This is a genomic window from Yinghuangia aomiensis, assembly GCF_039542225.1.
Classification (GTDB): domain Bacteria; phylum Actinomycetota; class Actinomycetes; order Streptomycetales; family Streptomycetaceae; genus Yinghuangia; species Yinghuangia aomiensis.
Map to the genome: position 1 here is coordinate 162927 of NZ_BAABHS010000010.1, position 14346 is coordinate 177272.

14 protein-coding genes are annotated in these 14346 nt (G+C 72.2%); 5 read left to right on the forward strand and 9 right to left on the reverse strand.

Annotation, left to right across the window (positions count from 1 at the left end; translation table 11 throughout):
* Positions 1-22 precede the first annotated feature (22 nt).
* Both ABEA93_RS15905 and ABEA93_RS15910 read right to left on the reverse strand, forming a co-directional pair.
* On the reverse strand, positions 23-505 hold the full coding sequence (locus tag ABEA93_RS15905) for an SRPBCC family protein (protein WP_345676190.1): 483 nt from the start codon (positions 503-505) through the stop codon (positions 23-25).
* 45 nt (positions 506-550) lie between these two features.
* Positions 551-895: a VOC family protein gene (locus ABEA93_RS15910; RefSeq protein ID WP_345676191.1), complete on the reverse strand. Its 345-nt coding sequence runs from the start codon at positions 893-895 to the stop codon at positions 551-553.
* Between the two features lie 178 nt (positions 896-1073).
* Here ABEA93_RS15910 and ABEA93_RS15915 point away from each other — a divergent pair, with 178 nt between their 5' ends.
* Positions 1074-2213, forward strand: a complete 1140-nt coding sequence (locus tag ABEA93_RS15915; protein ID WP_345676192.1) for a site-2 protease family protein — start codon at positions 1074-1076, stop codon at positions 2211-2213.
* 70 nt (positions 2214-2283) lie between these two features.
* Here the strand turns inward: ABEA93_RS15915 and ABEA93_RS15920 are convergent, their stop codons facing one another.
* Positions 2284-3444 (reverse strand): acyl-CoA dehydrogenase family protein, encoded by a 1161-nt coding sequence (locus ABEA93_RS15920; RefSeq protein WP_345676193.1) that lies wholly within the window; start codon positions 3442-3444, stop codon positions 2284-2286.
* Between the two features lie 60 nt (positions 3445-3504).
* On the reverse strand, positions 3505-4365 hold the full coding sequence (locus ABEA93_RS15925) for a 3-hydroxybutyryl-CoA dehydrogenase (RefSeq protein WP_345676194.1): 861 nt from the start codon (positions 4363-4365) through the stop codon (positions 3505-3507).
* Between the two features lie 149 nt (positions 4366-4514).
* Here ABEA93_RS15925 and ABEA93_RS15930 point away from each other — a divergent pair, with 149 nt between their 5' ends.
* Complete coding sequence (locus ABEA93_RS15930) at positions 4515-5255, forward strand: TetR family transcriptional regulator (RefSeq protein WP_345676195.1); 741 nt, start codon at positions 4515-4517, stop codon at positions 5253-5255.
* A gap of 142 nt (positions 5256-5397) precedes the next feature.
* Here ABEA93_RS15930 and ABEA93_RS15935 read toward each other — a convergent pair whose 3' ends face one another.
* Positions 5398-6927 carry an AMP-binding protein gene (locus ABEA93_RS15935; RefSeq protein WP_345676196.1) on the reverse strand — a complete coding sequence of 510 codons (1530 nt, stop codon included), beginning with the start codon at positions 6925-6927 and terminating at the stop codon, positions 5398-5400.
* A 383-nt stretch (positions 6928-7310) separates the two neighbouring features.
* Here ABEA93_RS15935 and ABEA93_RS15940 point away from each other — a divergent pair, with 383 nt between their 5' ends.
* Entirely contained in the window at positions 7311-8249 is a 939-nt protein-coding gene (locus ABEA93_RS15940) for an NADP-dependent oxidoreductase (RefSeq protein WP_345676197.1), read from the forward strand.
* Positions 8246-9625 carry an MFS transporter gene (locus ABEA93_RS15945; protein WP_345676198.1) on the forward strand — a complete coding sequence of 460 codons (1380 nt, stop codon included), beginning with the start codon at positions 8246-8248 and terminating at the stop codon, positions 9623-9625. Before ABEA93_RS15940 ends, ABEA93_RS15945 begins: the two co-directional genes overlap by 4 nt.
* On the opposite strand, the gene ABEA93_RS15950 is transcribed toward ABEA93_RS15945, so the two are convergent.
* The 3 genes from ABEA93_RS15950 to ABEA93_RS15960 all read right to left on the reverse strand — a co-directional run bounded on the left by ABEA93_RS15950 (position 9552) and on the right by ABEA93_RS15960 (position 11045).
* On the reverse strand, positions 9552-9998 hold the full coding sequence (locus ABEA93_RS15950) for a carboxymuconolactone decarboxylase family protein (protein ID WP_345676199.1): 447 nt from the start codon (positions 9996-9998) through the stop codon (positions 9552-9554). The two genes, ABEA93_RS15945 and ABEA93_RS15950, sit on opposite strands and share 74 nt — an antisense overlap.
* A 15-nt stretch (positions 9999-10013) precedes the next feature.
* Positions 10014-10247 (reverse strand): hypothetical protein, encoded by a 234-nt coding sequence (locus ABEA93_RS15955; protein WP_345676200.1) that lies wholly within the window; start codon positions 10245-10247, stop codon positions 10014-10016.
* A 150-nt stretch (positions 10248-10397) separates the two neighbouring features.
* Positions 10398-11045, reverse strand: a complete 648-nt coding sequence (locus ABEA93_RS15960) for a GNAT family N-acetyltransferase (RefSeq protein WP_345676201.1) — start codon at positions 11043-11045, stop codon at positions 10398-10400.
* Between the two features lie 42 nt (positions 11046-11087).
* Here ABEA93_RS15960 and ABEA93_RS15965 point away from each other — a divergent pair, with 42 nt between their 5' ends.
* On the forward strand, positions 11088-13082 hold the full coding sequence (locus ABEA93_RS15965; RefSeq protein ID WP_345676202.1) for a serine hydrolase: 1995 nt from the start codon (positions 11088-11090) through the stop codon (positions 13080-13082).
* 55 nt (positions 13083-13137) lie between these two features.
* Here the strand turns inward: ABEA93_RS15965 and ABEA93_RS15970 are convergent, their stop codons facing one another.
* Entirely contained in the window at positions 13138-14232 is a 1095-nt protein-coding gene (locus ABEA93_RS15970) for a WD40/YVTN/BNR-like repeat-containing protein (RefSeq protein ID WP_345676203.1), read from the reverse strand.
* Positions 14233-14346: the final 114 nt, after the last annotated feature.

Below are 14346 nucleotides of genomic sequence, written 5' to 3' on the forward strand. Positions count from 1 at the left end.
GCCGCCGGCACCGGCCCGCGGGTCAGCGCCGGGCTTCGGCTTCCACGAGTGCTTTGATGTGCGCGTTGCGCTCGGCGATCAGCTTGAGCATGTAGCGCCGCAGGACGAGAGCGTCCACGGCGCGCCCCAGGACGCCGAGCGGGGACGTGAACTCGACGACGTCGCGCATCACCGTCCCGCTCCCGCTCCCGTCCCGGGTGGCGTCGTCGGCGGCGAAGTGGTGCTCATGCCGCCACCGCCGGAACGGGCCGCGCCGCTGCTCGTCGACGAAGAAGCCCGGCCGGTCGTACGCGGTGATCGCCGAGGTCATCCGCCACCACACCCCGAAATGCCGGGCCCGCCACGTCACCGTGTCGCCCAGCCGCATGCCGCCCGCGGACACGCCGCCGACGACGCGCTCGCCGGAGTCGGCCATCGACGCCGTGTGCACGTCCACGTCCAGCGAGGCGTCGAACACGCGCTCGGGGGGAGCGGCGATGCGGGTGACCAGCTCGAAGGACGGCATGGCGGGAGCGTAGAGCGCACCCGGCGCCGGGCCACGGGCGGGTGGCTAGTCGTGCGCGACCGGGTGGCGCGGCTCGTACAGCCCCAGCTCGCCGCCCCCGGGCAGCCGCAGGGACGTCTTGAGCCCCCACCCGGCGTCCGTCACAGGTTCGGTGAACTCCGCTCCTTTGGCCGCCAGTTCGGCCATGGTCGCGCGCACGTCGTCGCACATCAGGAACACCTCGTGCGCGAACCCCTCGGCCGGATACACCGCCGCCTCCGCGGGCGGCAGCCGGAAGATCAGCCAGCCGCGGCCCGCGTCGACGTGCGCGAAACCGAGGACGTCCTTGAGGAACGCCCGATCGGCGTCGGCATCGCGGCTGTAGATGATGACGTGCGTGCCGTTGATCACCCGTCCACGCTAACTTCGGCGCCCCGCGGAACCCGGCAACGGCGCGCATATCGCCGTGTTCCGCGGAATTCGCCCCCGCCGGAGCCCCCGTTCCGCGTCCCGGCGACGCAGTCTTGGAGTAAGGGGCCTCGGGGTCCGGGGCCTCGCCGCGAGATGCGGGGAAATCCGGGAGCGGGCGATGAGGCAAAGCGTCAGGCTCGGCAGCATCAGAGGCGTACCCGTCGGCGCCCACTGGTCCACGGTGGCCATCTTCGGGCTGATCGTGGCACTCCTCGCCACCCGCATCCTGCCCGCCGCCGCCGGCAACCCGTCGCCCGTCGTCGCGTGGGCCGTCGCCATCCCCACCGGCGCACTGTTCCTGGCCTCGCTGCTCGCCCACGAAGCCGCCCACGCCGTGGTCGCCCGCCGGCACGGCATGCGCGTCAAGTCCGTGACCCTGTGGCTGCTCGGCGGCGTCGCCGAACTCGAAGAGGAACCCCCGGACTGGCGTACCGACTTGCGCGTCGCCCTGGCCGGCCCCGCGACCAGCTTCGCGGCCGGCGCGGCCGGCGTCGGACTCGCTTATGCCGCCGCGGCCGCCGACCTGCCCGACGTCCTCGCGCTGGCCCTGCTCTGGACCGGCGGCACCAACCTGCTCCTCGCCGTCTTCAACCTGCTGCCCGGCGCCCCGCTCGACGGCGGCCGGGTGCTGCGCGCCGTCATGTGGCGGCGCACCGGCGAACGCGACCGCGCCGCGCGCGCGGCCGCCCGCGCCGGACGGATCCTCGGCGCCGTGTTCATCGGCGGCGGCGCGTTCCTGGTGCTGACCGGGGTGACCGCGGACGGCCTGTGGTTCATGCTGATCGGCTGGTTCGTGGTCGGCGCGGCGGCCGGTGAGGAAGCCCGCAGCACGCTCGGCCGCGGGCTCGAAGGGCTGCTGGTGCGCGACGTCATGACGTCCGCCCCCGACACCGTCGGCTCGTGGACCACCGTCGCCGACTGCGCCGAACGCCTGGTCACCGGCTCCCGGCAGTCGGTCTTCCCGGTCGTCGGCTTCGACGGGCAGCCGGTCGGCGTCGTCACCCTCCGCATGCTCGCCACCGTCCCGGCCCGCCTGCGCGCCGACACCCGTGTCGAGGCGCTCGCCCGCCCGGTCCACCGGCTCCTGGCCCCGGACGAGCCCGCCGACCAGGTCCTCACCGCCCTCACCTCGGGCAGCCACGCTGCCCTGGTCTTGGACGACGGCCGCCTCGTCGGCATGGTCACCCACGACGACATCGCCCGCCTCCAGCACCACGCGGCGCTGCGCGGCAGGCCGACGGAACCGCCGCGGCCGTGAAGCCGCACGACGCCGAAGCCCCCGCACGGACGTGCTGTGCGGGGGGCGACGAGGCAAGAAGCCGCAGGGCCTACTTGGGCAGGTTCCGTGCCATCACGATCCGCTGCACCTGGTTGGTGCCCTCGTAGATCTGCGTGATCTTCGCGTCGCGCATCATGCGCTCGACCGGGTAGTCCCGCGTGTAGCCGTAGCCGCCGAGGAGTTGGATGGCGTCGACGGTGATCTCCATGGCGACGTCGGACGCGTAGCACTTGGCGGCGGCGCCGAAGAAGGTGAGGTCGTCGTCGCCGCGCTCGGACTTGGCCGCGGCTTGGTAGGTCAGCGCGCGGGCGGCCTCCAGCTTCATGGCCATGTCCGCGAGCATGAACTGGATGCCCTGGAACTCGGCGATCGCCTTGCCGAACTGCTTGCGCTCCTGGACGTACTGCTTGGCGTAGTCGAGCGCGCCCTGGGCGATGCCCAGCGCCTGGGCGGCGATGGTGACGCGGGTGTGGTCGAGCGTCGCCATCGCGGTCGCGAAGCCGGTGCCCTCGGCGCCGATCATGCGGTCGGCCGGGATCCGCACCCGGTCGAGGTAGACCTCGCGGGTGGGGGAGCCCTTGATGCCGAGCTTCTTCTCGGGCGCCCCGAACGACACGCCTTCGTCGGACTTCTCCACCACGAACGCGGAGATGCCCTTGGAGCGCTTGTCCGGGTCGGTGACGGCCATGACCGTGTAGTACTCGGACACCCCGGCGTTGGTGATCCACCGCTTCACGCCGTCGAGCACCCAGAAGTCGCCGTCGCGGACCGCGCGGGTGCGCATCGACGCCGCGTCGGAGCCCGCCTCGGGCTCGGACAGGCAGTACGAGAACATCGCCTCGCCCGCGGCGACCGGGGTGAGGTAGCGCTGCTTCAGCTCCTCCGAGCCGGACAGGATGAGCGGCATCGTGCCGAGCTTGTTCACCGCCGGGAGGAGCGACGACGACGCGCACACCCGGGCGACTTCCTCGATCACGATCACCGTGGCGAGGGCGTCTGCACCGGCGCCGCCGTACTCCTCGGGGATGTGCACCGCGGTCAGGTCCGCGGCGCGCAGCGCGTCGAGGGCTTCCTGCGGGAACCGGCCGGCTTCGTCCACGTCGGCCGCGAACGGCGCGATCTTCGCCTCCGCCAACCCGCGCACCGTGTCCCTGAGCATCGCGTGCTCCTCCGAGACCCGGAACAGATCGAAATCACTACGACCGGCCATGATCAGGTTCTGCCTTCCAACGACGTGCACAAAAGGATGGAAAAGGGGGGGAGGCGTGCCTCAGTAGGCGTGGAACCCGCGGCCGCTCTTGCGGCCGATGAGCCCGGCTTCGACCATGCGGAGGAGCAGCGGCGGCGGCGCGTACAGGGGCTCCTTGAATTCCGCGTACATCGACTCGGCGATCGCGTTGAGCGTGTCCAGGCCGATGAGGTCGGCGAGGCGCAGCGGGCCGAGCGGGTGGGCGCAGCCGAGCACCATGCCGTTGTCGATGTCCTCGGCGGACGCGAACCCGGACTCCAGCATCCGCACCGCGGACAGCAGGTAGGGGACGAGCAGCGCGTTGACGACGAAGCCGGCCCGGTCCTGCGAGCGGATCACCGTCTTGCCGAGCAGCGCGGTGGCGAACTCCTCGACGCGCCGCGTGGTTTCGTCGGAGGTGACGAGCGAGGGGATGACCTCGACGAGGCGCTGTACGGGGACCGGGTTGAAGAAGTGCATGCCGACGACGTGCTCGGGGCGCCGGGTCGCGGTGCCGAGCTTCATGATCGGGATCGACGAGGTGTTCGATGCGAGGACCGCTTCCGGGTCGGTGACGACGCGGTCGAGTTCGGTGAAGATGCCGAGCTTGACGTCCTCGTTCTCGGACGCGGCCTCGATCACCAGCGTGCGGTCCGCGAAGTCGGCGAGGGACGTGGTGAAGCGGATGGCATCGAGTGCCTTGGCCCGCTCGGGCTCGTCGATCTTGCCCGCCTTCACGGCGCGGTCGAGCGATTTGGCGATGCGCTTGCGGCCCTGCTCGGCGGTGTCCGGGCTGGTCTCGCACACCATCACGTCCAGGCCGGCGCGGGCGCAGACCTCGGCGATTCCGGCGCCCATCTGGCCGCCGCCGACCACGCCGATCCGGCGCAGGGAGGTCGTCATGAAGCTTCCTCACTCCAGGTGTGCCCGGCGGCCCCTTGTGGGGGAGCGGACACGCGGTGGTGCACGGAACACGGCCGTGCGGAACACGCGTAGGGAACTGAGTTCCCTACTCTAAGGGTATCGAGTGTCATTCGACTAGGCTGGGGCCCATGACCAAAGTGCCGATGCGCGACGCCCTGATCGAGGCGGCGTTCGCGCTGTTCCCGGACCGCGGCTACGACGGCACGACGGTCGACGACATCGTGGCCCGCGCCGGCGTCGGGCGGCGCTCGTTCTTCCGCTACTTCCCGACGAAGGAAGACGTGGTCTTCCCCGACCACGAGCACTCGCTCACCGAGATGCGGGAGTTCCTCGAAGCGGCCCGCGACGACGAGGACCCGATCGCCAAGGTCTGCGACGCCGCCCGCATGGTCCTCGGCCTCTACGCCGACAAACCCGCGTTCTCCGTCCAGCGCTACCGCATGACCCGCCAGGTCCCCGGCCTGCGCGCCTACGAGCTCTCCGTCGTCCGCCGCTACCAGCAGGCCCTCGCCACGTACCTGCGCGCCCGCTTCGCCGGCTCCCCGCAGAGCACCCTGCGCGCCGACGTCATCTCCGCCTCCGTGGTCGCCGCGCACAACCACGCCCTGCGCTCCTGGCTGCGCGCCGACGGCGACGGCGACGTGTGGGCCGCCGTCGACGAAGCCCTCGACCTGGTCCGCAGCGCCTGGCACCCGGACGGCTCCCCGGCCGGCGCCGCGGCCCCCGAACCCGACGACGTCGTGGTGTTCGTGGCCCGCCGCAGCACCCCGATGTGGCGCGTCGTGCGCGACGTCGAGGCCGCACTCACCCCCGCGGGCCGCGCCGAAGAATCCGGGCAGCCCGCGGACTTGGCCGACAGGACGGCCTAGCGGGCACGCCGCTCGCGGTACGCCGGTCACGCGACCTCCGCCGGGTGGGAACCCGCCGCGGATACCCGTGTCGACCGGCGCATAACCCGCGCGTCGGCGGCCCCACGGAAGGACCGCCGACGCCGCGCATGCTCAGTCCGGCTCAGTGCACCTGCCGGTCGTGCCCCGCCCAGTACGGCTCGCGCAGCTTGAACTTCCGCAGCTTGCCCGTCGCCGTGCGCGGCAGACTCTCCGCGAAGTCCACCCGCTTGGGGCACTTGTAGCCCGCGAGCCGGGTGCGGCAGTGCGCGATCAGCTCCTCCGCCGTCACCGCCGAACCGTCGGTGACGACCAGGGCGGTCACCAGCTCGCCCCACTTCTCGTCCGGCGTGCCGATCACCGCCACCTCCCGGATCGCCGGATGCGACATCAGGGCGTCTTCGACCTCGATGGACGACACGTTCTCGCCGCCCGAAATGATGACGTCCTTCTTCCGGTCCGAGATCACGACATAGCCCTCGTCGTCGACGTAGCCGCCGTCACCGGTGTGGAACCAGCCGCCCGCCTGCGCCTTGGCGGTCTCCTCCGGCTGCTCCCAGTAGCCGTCGAGGTTGTGGTTCGACGCCGTCAGCACCTCGCCGTCGACGTCGACGTCGACCCGTACGCCGAGCGCCGGGACACCCGCGCGGCTGAGCCGCCGGGCCCGCTCGGTGCTGTCGAGGCCGTCCCATTCGGCGCGCATCCGGTTGACGGTGACCACGGGGGACGTCTCGGTGAGGCCGTAGATCTGCATGAACTCCCAGCCGAGATCGTCGAGGATCCGCTGGATCGTGCGGGTCGGCGGCGGGGCGCCCGCGCAGATGACGCGTACCCGGTCGCGGCCGGGGATCTCGCCGTCCCAGTGCGGCACGGCGTCCAGCACCGCGTTGACGACGGCGGGCGCGGCGCACATGAGGGTGACGCCGTGCTCCTCGACGCGGCGCAGGATCTCCGTGCCGTCCACCTGGCGGAGCATGATGTGGCGGCCGCCGAGGCCGGTGACGCCGTAGGGCATGCCCCAGCCGTTGGCATGGAACATCGGCAGCGTGTGCAGGTACACGTCCCGGTCGCCGACGCCCGCGTGCAGGGCGAAGACCGTGGCGTTGAGCCACAGGTTCCGGTGCGTGAGCTGCACGCCTTTCGGGCGGGCGGTCGTGCCCGAGGTGTAGTTGATCGTCGCGGTCGCGGCCTCGTCGGGTGCGTCCCACGGGCGCGGCTCGACGCCGTGGAGGTAGAGCGCGTCGTCGTCGCCGAGCACGAACTTGTGCGGGACGTCGAGGCCGTCGAGGACGCCCGCACACGACGGGTCCGCGTACACGACCTCGGCGCCGCTGTGCCGCACGATGTAGTCGATCTCCGGCGTGGTCAGCCGGAAGTTCACCGGAACGAGGACGCGGCCCCAGCCGGACACGCCGAAGAACGACGTGAACAGCCGCGCCGAGTTCTGCGAGATCACCGCGACCCGGCCGCCGACCGGCACCCCGAGCCGGTCCAGCCGGGCGGCCTGCGCGCGGGCGAGCGTGCCCACGTCGCGGTAGGTGGGGGAGCCGAGCGGCGTCGCGGGCTGGTCCGGCTCGTCGACGACGGCGATCCGGTCCGGGAACACGCGCTCCGCGCGGTCCAGGAAGTCCCGAACGGTCAGCGGGTAGTACACGGCAGCACCTCCGGCATGGGCGGGTTGTGGAAGTAAAGCGGAGGGGTGGGGGGTGGGGCTAGGGGGCGCGCGCGGGGTGGGGGCGGGGTTCTGGAGGCTCCTCTGGTGCTGCTCATCGGGCCCTCCCTCCCCCCACCACTTGCGGGTGTCGGTGTCGCGTCGAAGGGCCCTCCCCCGCCTCCTCCGCCGTCGGGTCCTGCCCGCGACCGCACTCGGTGGGTTGCCCGACGTCGTGAGTCTGCCTGTCTGCGGTCCGGTGTGGCGCGGCGGTGCGCCTGGCCTGTGGATAACCCTCGCGCTTCACCCCCGCGGGAAAAACCCATTGCGGAGTGAATCGCTCCGTCTTAGCCTAACGGAGTGATCCACTCCGATAGGGGGCCCTCATGCACGCCATCGCCTTCGCCGACTTCGGCCCGCCCGACGTCCTCCGCCCGGTCGACCTGCCGGTCCCGGCCGTCGACCCCGCCGCGGACCCGACCGCGGTGCGGGTCGCCGTCCGCGCCGCCGGGGTGATGCCGTTCGATACCGGCGTACGCGCCGGCGAGTTCCCTCGAAGTCTCACCCCCGGCCTGCCGGAGCATCCGGTCGTGCCGGGCAACGAGTTCGCGGGCGTCGTCGACGAAGCCGGGCCGCAGAGCGGATTCGCGGTCGGCGACGAGGTGTTCGGGTTCACGACCCTCGGTGCCTACGCCGAATACGTGCTCGTCCCTTCCGCCAACCTCGCCCGCAAACCCGCCGCCATGCCGTGGACGGTCGCCGCCGCCCTCCCGGGCAACGGCCAAGGCGCGCACATGGCGCTGCGGGAGCTGAAGGTCGGACCCGGCGACACCGTCCTGATCCACGCCGCGGCGGGCGGCCTGGGCACGCTCGCGTTGCAGCTCGCTCGCGCGTGGGGCGCAACCACGGTGATCGGTACGGCAAGCGAAGCCAATCACGCCTACCTCCGCGAACTCGGCGCCGTTCCGGTCCGCTACGGCCCCGGCTTGGCCGACCGGGTCCGCGCCGTGGCACCCGACGGCGTGGACGCCGTCCTCGACGGCGCCGGCCGCGAGGCCCTTTTGGCCTCGGTGGAACTCGCCCGGGACCGCGATCGGATCGTCACGATGATCGACGACGCCACCGCACGCGAACTCGGACTGCGCGAATGGACGCCAAGCCGCGACGCCCGCCGGCTAGTCGACCTCGCCGACCTGTGGAGCCGGGGGGAACTGCGCGTGCACCTCCGCGCCGTCCTCCCGCTCGCGGAGGCCGCGGACGCGCACCGGCTCGTGGAACGCGGGCACGGACGCGGCAAGGTCGTGCTGGCCGTGGACGCTTCGTGAACGGCCGCGAGCTGTTCCGGGACCGGCGGTTCGCGATCCTGTTCACCGCGCGCGGCTTCTCGGTCCTGGGCGCGGCTTTCGGGCCGGTGGCGCTGGCGTTCGGAGTGCTGGACCTCCCCGGGGCGAACGCCACCACGCTGACGATCGTGCTGGCCGCGCAAGCGGTGCCGGAAGTCGCCCTGATGCTGTTCGGCGGCGTCATCGCCGACCGCATGTCCCGGGCCCGGCTGATGGCGTTCTCCGAAACCCTGTCCGCGGTCTGCTTCTTCGCCATCGCGGCGATGTTCCTGACCGGGCACGCGCCGGTCGTCGCGGTCGCCGCCGCGGCCGCCGGGACGGGCATGGCACTCGCCCTGTTCTATCCGGCACTGACCGGGCTCGTCCCCGACGTCGTCCCCGAGGAGCACCTGCAGACGGCGAACGGCGTGCTGCGGATCGGCGTCAACGCCGCACGCATGCTCGGGCTTGCGCTGGCCGGTGCCGCGGTCGCGCTGATCGGGCCGGGCTGGGCCCTGGTGCTCAACGGCACGGGTTTCGTGGCGTCGGCACTGCTGCTCAAGAGCCTGGGAGTCCCGCCCGCGGAACGCGGTGAAGCCAACTCGACCCTGCGGGAACTCCGGGAAGGCTGGCAGGAGTTCCGGTCCCGGCAGTGGCTGTGGGTGATCGTGCTGCAGTTCACCTTCGTCATCGCCGGACTGCAAGCGTGCATGGGGGTGCTCGGGCCCGTCGTCGCGAAGGCCGACCTGGGCGGGGCACCGGCCTGGTCGGCGGTGCTCATCGGCCAAGCGCTGGGCACCTTCGCCGGGGTGTTCCTGGCGATCCGGATCCGGCCCCGGCGGACGCTGTTCGTGGCGACACTCGCGGTGCTGCTCGTGCCGCTGCCGTACCTGCTGCTCGGCCTGGGGGCGCCGCTGGCGGTCGTGGTCGCCGGGGCGTTCGTCACCGGGGCCGCGTTCGACGTGTTCGGCGTGCTGTGGGAGACCACGATGCAGCGGGAGATCCCGCGGGAGGCGCTGTCCCGGGTCAGCGCCTACGACGCGCTCGGATCGTTCATGTTCGGTCCGCTGGGGCTGGTCGCGGCCGCGCCGCTGGCCGACGTCATCGGGGCGCGCGGCGCGCTGGTGGCGTTCTCCGGACTGGTCGTCGCCGCGACGGTCGGCGCCTTGCTGTCGCCCGACGTGCGGCGGGTCCGGGCCGGCGCCCCGCCCGCGGCGGAGTCCGGACCCGGACCCGACGCCGTCCCCGAGCCACGGGCCGAGGGCACGGACGCCGCGACCGTGCCCCCGACCCGGGTCCTCGACCTCACTCCGGACGTTGCAGCCGCGCCGTCACCGCAATCCGGTTCAACGCATTCGTCACCGCAATCGTCAGGATGAGGTTGCCCAACTGCTGGGGCCCGAACAGGTTTTCCGCCGCGTCGTAGACCGCGTCCGGGACACCGTCGGGTCCCAGCCGCGTCACCGCGTCGGCAAGCCCCAGCGCGGCACGCTCCGACGCGGTGAACCGCGTCGACTCGCGCCAGCCCGCCAACTCGTGCAGCCGCTCGGGCGGTTCCCCGAGCCGCTGCGCGTCGGCGGCGTACTCGGCCAGATGCGGGGCACTCCCGTTGAGCTGCGACGTGCGCAACTTGACCAGCACCCGCAGCCGGTCGTCGACCAGACCGTCCCGCCGGATCAGGCTGTCGAGGCGCGCGAGCGCCTGATAGCCCCCGGCCGCGGCGGCGGGGAGGTCGATGCGCTGTCGATACACTGAAGGCTCCTTGCCCTACGGGGGACTTGCCACGGCCGCACCCGCCACTGCCCGGGATATGCAGAGCTCGGCGAGATCGATGACACCCGTGTCCCCATCGCGATGCGCCTCCACCCGGCGGATGAACCAGTCACCCAGCACGGCCCCTTCCGGATCCGCCGGCACGCCGCCGATGATCACCGCCAGCCGGAAAGCCGCCACCTTCGCATCGTCGTGCGCGTCCGACTCCGCACTCGCGCTCGCGCTCATCGCACCCTCTCGAAAGGACCGCGCCCTGGAAAGGCGCTCTTCCTGCCCTCCCACCCTCGGCCCTCGAGCCCCGCACGAACAACGACGAAGATCGCAACGCACATTAAGCCCCGCTAAGCGGTCCCCCGCGGGTCGGCCCGACGCGGGCGGTCAGCCCGCGGCGGGCGCGGGGATCCGGTCCTTTTGCTCGTCCCGGCGCAGCGTGGCCAGCGCCTCGCGCAGCGTCAGGTTCGCCCGCGCGTGCCACTCGTCCTTGAGGACGGAGTACATGTTGGCGTCCCACCAGCGGCCGTCGCGGAAGTAGACATGCCGGATCTTGCCGTCGAGCGAGCCGCCCGCGGCCAGGAACAGCCGGTTGGCGATGGCGTTCTCCTCGGCCGCCATGCACCAGAACCGCTCGGCGCCAAGATCGTCGAAAGCCATCCCGAGGACGAGCTGGGTGGTTTCGTAGCCCGCCGCGAGGTTCGCCAGGCCCGGCCGCAGGATGATCGTGTGGCTGTAGACGGCGGAGTACCGGTCGAGTTCCAGGGTCACCGTGCCGACGAGGTAGCCGTCCGCGAGCTGGACGATGGCCATGCAGAAACGGACACGAGCCGGGTCGCCCTGCTCGGCCTCGGCTTGACGCGCCAACTCGACGACGGCGTCGGGCGATAACGCACCCGACGAAGTACGGCGCATGACATGCGGATCGCCCAGGATCTCGGACAACGCACCGGCATCGGACACGGTGAGTTCACGCAACGCCAGCGTCGCGCCGGCACGTCGGACTCGGGCAGGGGACAGTACAGAGGATTCCATGAGCGCCGATACTAACTATATGGATGTGATTGACTACAACCCGTGACGATCTTGGGAGAACAGTTCAGCGCCGTCGACGACGCGGCCGCCCCGGACGCCTTCGTGTCCTACCTGGAGCGGGTCGCCGCGCTCCCCGCGATGGCGCAGGCCCGCCACCGCACCTACGACCTGTTCGCCGAAGTCGCGGGCCCGGGAGCCGACATCGGATGCGGAACCGGCACCGCCCTCGCCGAGTTGGCCGCCCGCGGCATCTCCGGCACCGGCGTCGACCGGAGCACCGCGATGGTGGACACGGCCCGGCTGCGCCACCCCGACCTCCCGTTCGCCACCGGCGACGCCCTCGAACTGCCTTTCCCCGACGGCTCGTTGTCCTGGTACCGGGCCGAACGCGTCTACTTGCACCTGGCCGACGCGGCGGCCGCGGTCGCCGAAGCCCGGCGCGTCCTGGCCCCCGGCGGGCGCATCGTCCTCGCCGACCCCGACTTCGACTCCGTCGTCCTGACCGGCGGCGACCCGTCCCTCACCCGCACGCTGATCGCCGGCTTCACCGACAGCCTCGCCAACGGACACGCCGGCACCCGCACCATGGCCGACCTCGCCGCCGCCGGGTTCCGCGACATCCGCGTCGACGCCGTCCCGCTCACCTTCACCAGCCTCCCCGTGGCCGAGCCGCTGTGGCTGCTCCCCGCACTCGCACACGCGGTCGCCACCGGCCTCGCCAGTGCCGAGCAGACCGCGCGGTGGCACGCCGACCTCCGCGACCGCGCGGACCGCGGCGCGTTCCTCGGCGCCGTGACCTTGTTCGTCACCTCCGCGCGACGCCCGGGCAGATCCGCCGCCGTGGGGGTGTCAAGATTCCGCCTGCGGTTCCGACTCACGGGTGAACGGCGTCCCCGAAACGCCGCCGCCGAAGGTCGGGAAGGCAGGAACAGCATGCAGACACTGGTGCAGCAGGTCGTGGACGAGCTTGTGGAGTCCGGCGCCGAGCTGGGGATCCAGGTCGCGGTGTACCGGCACGGAGAGCTGGTCGTGGACGCGGTGGCCGGCGTCGCGGATCCCGCGAGCGGGCGGCCGGTCGCCTCGGACACCCCGTTCTTCAGCGCCTCGACCGCCAAGGGGGTGACCGCGACGGTGGTGCACGTCCTCGCCGAGCGCGGCGCGCTGGACTACGACACCCCGATCGTGGAGTTCTGGCCGGAGTTCGGCGCGCACGGCAAGGACAAGGCGACCGTCCGGCACGCGCTGACCCATTCCCTCGGCGTCCCCGCGGTCCCGGCCGACCTCACCGTGTGGGACCTGGCCGACTGGGACCGGATGTGCGCCCTGATCGCCGCCGCCGAGCCGTGGTGGGAGCCCGGCACCAAGACCGGCTACCACGCGGTGACCTGGGGCTTCGTCATGGGCGAAATCATCCGGCGGGCCACCGGGAAGCCGATCGCGCAGGTGCTCGCCGAAGAGGTGGCGAAGCCGCTGGGCATCGGCGGCGAACTGTTCTTCGGCGTACCGGAATCCGAGATGGGCCGGCTCGCCCGGCTCGAGGACGCCCCCGGGGCCGCCGCGATGATGGCGGCGATGCCCGCCGACATGCCGCTGGTCAAGGCCACGCCGCCCGCGCTCACCCCCAGCGCCGACTACGGCAACAACCCGGTCGTGCTGACCGCGGACATCCCCTCGGGCGGCACGATGTCCGCCCGCGCGGTCGCCCGCATGTACGCCGCGTTGCTGGGGGAGGTCGACGGCGTCCGGCTGATCTCCGACGCGCGGCTGCGCGCCGCCACCGCACTGGCCACCGCCGACGTCGACCAGATGGTCGGCTTCCCGGCGCCGCGGGCGCTGGGCTACAACCTCGGCCGCCCGGGCGCCGACCCGCAGCAGACCCTGAGCGTCTTCGGCATGCCCGGCATGGGTGGCAGCACGGCATATGCGGACACCGAGACCGGCGTCGCCTTCGCGCTGACCAAGAACCGGTTCTTCCCCGGACCCTCCGATGCGGTCGACCGGATCGGCGCGTTGGTCGCGGAGGCGGTGGCCGACTGAGAATGCGTCCGGTCGGGTCCGCCGCGCGGCGGACCCGACCGGATGGAGCCTGCGGTCACCCCACGGTCGCCGCCCGCACGCACAGCACGTCCGGCAGATGCTCGGCAACCCGGTGCCAGTGCGCGCCGCCGTCCCTGCCGACGTACACCTCACCCGAGCGCGTCCCGAAGTACACGTTGGCCTCCGGGGTGTCGTCGACCGTCAGCGCGTCCCGCATCACGCCCGTCCAGAACCCGTCGTCCGGAAGCCCGGCGGACAGCGCCTCCCACGTCGCCCCGGCGTCGTCGCTGCGGTACACCCGGCAGCGGCCTTCCGGCGGGAACCGCATCGCGTCCGCGACCAGCGGGAACGCGAACACCGTGTCCGGCGCGTGCGGATGCACCGCGATCGGGAAGCCGAAGTCGCTCGGCAGGCCGTCCGCGATCGACCGCCAGGTCGCCGCGCCGTCGTCGCTGCGGTACACACCGTGGTGGTTCTGCAGGAACAGCCGGTCCGGGCGCGCCGGATGCCGGGCGATCTTGTGCACGCACTGGCCGAACTCCGGATACTCGTCCGGCAGGAAGTACGCCCGGATCCCCGTGTTCGACGCCTGCCACGTGACCCCGCCGTCGTACGTGCGGTACACCCCGCCCGTCGACATCGCCACCGTCATGTCGCCCGGCACCGTCGGATGCGGCAGCACCGTATGGATCGCCATCCCGCCGAACCCCGGCGTCCAGTGCGGCCGATGCGGGTGGTCCCACAACCCGCGGACCAGCGCGAACGACCGGCCGCCGTCGTCCGAGCGGAACAGCGCGGACGGCTCGATCCCGGCATACACGGTGTCCGGCTCGTGCGCCGCGCCCGGCTGCAACTGCCACACCCGCTCCACCGACGCGTCCGCGTCCTTCGGGAACGCCACCACCGCCACCCGCGGTTCGCCCCACGACGCACCCAAGTCGTCGCTCGCCGCGACCGCGGGCCCGAAATGCTCGCTGGTCACCCCCGCCAGCACCCGCGGCGCCGCCCCCCGCTTGTCGATCAGCACCGAGTACACCCCCGTCATCGGGTGATGCGGCCCGGTGAAATCCCACGCCCCGCCGCCGTCGGTCGAACGACCGAGCCACAGGCCCTTACGGGTGCCCACGGCGAGGAGGATGGTTTCCGGCATGGCAGCCTCCGAGCGGATTGCGCGTACAGACGGACCCCCCATACGGTCCGCACGCTACGCCCGATCAGTCCGCAACCAAGCCAATCCGGCCCGGTTTCTCTCGAACGAGTGAAC

What these genes read in the sequence shown, in the direction of transcription:
- ABEA93_RS15905 (WP_345676190.1), bottom strand. Translation starts at nt 505, where the DNA reads ATGCCGTCCTTCGAGCTGGTCACCCGCATCGCCGCTCCCCCCGAGCGC.
- ABEA93_RS15915 (WP_345676192.1), top strand. Translation starts at nt 1,074, where the DNA reads ATGAGGCAAAGCGTCAGGCTCGGCAGCATCAGAGGCGTACCCGTCGGC.
- ABEA93_RS15920 (WP_345676193.1), bottom strand. Translation starts at nt 3,444, where the DNA reads ATGGCCGGTCGTAGTGATTTCGATCTGTTCCGGGTCTCGGAGGAGCAC.
- ABEA93_RS15925 (WP_345676194.1), bottom strand. Translation starts at nt 4,365, where the DNA reads ATGACGACCTCCCTGCGCCGGATCGGCGTGGTCGGCGGCGGCCAGATG.
- ABEA93_RS15930 (WP_345676195.1), top strand. Translation starts at nt 4,515, where the DNA reads ATGACCAAAGTGCCGATGCGCGACGCCCTGATCGAGGCGGCGTTCGCG.
- ABEA93_RS15940 (WP_345676197.1), top strand. Translation starts at nt 7,311, where the DNA reads ATGCACGCCATCGCCTTCGCCGACTTCGGCCCGCCCGACGTCCTCCGC.
- ABEA93_RS15955 (WP_345676200.1), bottom strand. Translation starts at nt 10,247, where the DNA reads ATGAGCGCGAGCGCGAGTGCGGAGTCGGACGCGCACGACGATGCGAAG.
- ABEA93_RS15960 (WP_345676201.1), bottom strand. Translation starts at nt 11,045, where the DNA reads ATGGAATCCTCTGTACTGTCCCCTGCCCGAGTCCGACGTGCCGGCGCG.
- ABEA93_RS15970 (WP_345676203.1), bottom strand. Translation starts at nt 14,232, where the DNA reads ATGCCGGAAACCATCCTCCTCGCCGTGGGCACCCGTAAGGGCCTGTGG.